Here is a 1,101-nt window from a genome sequence, read left to right as displayed (position 1 = left end):
TAATATTTAAATTAATTACGTCAGGAACAATTTTTCTGGCAATGCTACTATTCCAGGCATCAGATTTCAAAATCTTCGAAATTGTGCTCTCGGGTTTTAAATAACATTGAAATTATTAAACATAATTTTAGAAACAATTACAATCTAAACTCTTAAAATTTGAACTGATATTAATTTTGTCTTTCATTTCATTAAAGATTTTATAAGCAGATTGTCTTTCTTCGGGTAAATAAATATTAATTAACTCTTTTCTACTATTAAAAAACAAACTCCATACATACACTTCATCAAAAAAAGATTTATTATTTAAAGATCCATCGCCATTTAAAAAGATTCTATTTGCCTTACTAATTGCCTTTTTTAGGAATTTTAAATCTTCTGCAGTTTTTCCAATTAACAGAATTTTTATATTTCCATATTTTATTTTAACCTCATTTGGCGATACAATCTTAAAAGTCTCTAAATTACCAGATGTAAGTTGTAAATCAATATTGTAATTTCCTTCATTATCCTTTAAACTTATTAATGTTAAATAGTTATCATTTATACTAACATCTTTATTAATCAAATTATTAATAAATGTGTTAATAATTGGGTTTAAAGTAAAGCAATCTTTCTTCTTTCTTGTTTGAGAGAAACTTTGAAAACTAATTAATATAAATATTATAATTAAAAATTTTAAATTCTTATTCATTTCCACCATTTGAGTCATAATTAATATATTTACCCCTTGTATAAACTCTAAATTTAACACCATTAAAACTATTGTCAACGGTATTGTGATAATCTACAAGTCCTCTAGAGCCATTTACAAATGAAGGTTGTGGGATAATCTTTCCATTTCTTATAATATATCCACTCGGAAGGGTATTTGCAGGGTGATTATGGTCGTGTGCAAATAACTTACTTGGCATAAAGTAGTTGCCATCTCTATTAAAATTATTCATAAAAGTTTTAGGGTCCACGAAAACAGTTGATGACAAATGTAAAGTTGAAATAACTGAAAATGTAGGCTCCCCATTTTCAGTACGACTCAAAAGTAGTAATTTCATCTGATATTTCATTTAATATTCCGCTGTTGTTGTTGGCAAATGTGGGAAA

General features: G+C 26.3%; 2 protein-coding genes. Both read right to left on the bottom strand.

Annotated elements, in window-relative coordinates; all coding sequences use genetic code 11:
* Nucleotides 1-127: 127 nt before the first annotated feature.
* Nucleotides 128-694, bottom strand: a complete 567-nt coding sequence (locus tag HNQ03_RS16045; protein WP_173780705.1) for a hypothetical protein — start codon at nt 692-694, stop codon at nt 128-130.
* Nucleotides 687-1,052 (bottom strand): hypothetical protein, encoded by a 366-nt coding sequence (locus HNQ03_RS16040; RefSeq protein ID WP_173780704.1) that lies wholly within the window; start codon nt 1,050-1,052, stop codon nt 687-689. Before HNQ03_RS16040 ends, HNQ03_RS16045 begins: the two co-directional genes overlap by 8 nt.
* Between the last annotated feature and the right edge of the window lie 49 nt (nt 1,053-1,101).

This window comes from Frigoriflavimonas asaccharolytica, from assembly GCF_013294015.1.
Classification (GTDB): domain Bacteria; phylum Bacteroidota; class Bacteroidia; order Flavobacteriales; family Weeksellaceae; genus Frigoriflavimonas; species Frigoriflavimonas asaccharolytica.
Note: the sequence above shows the minus strand (reverse complement) of the source record. Positions and strands in the feature narration are given on the sequence as shown.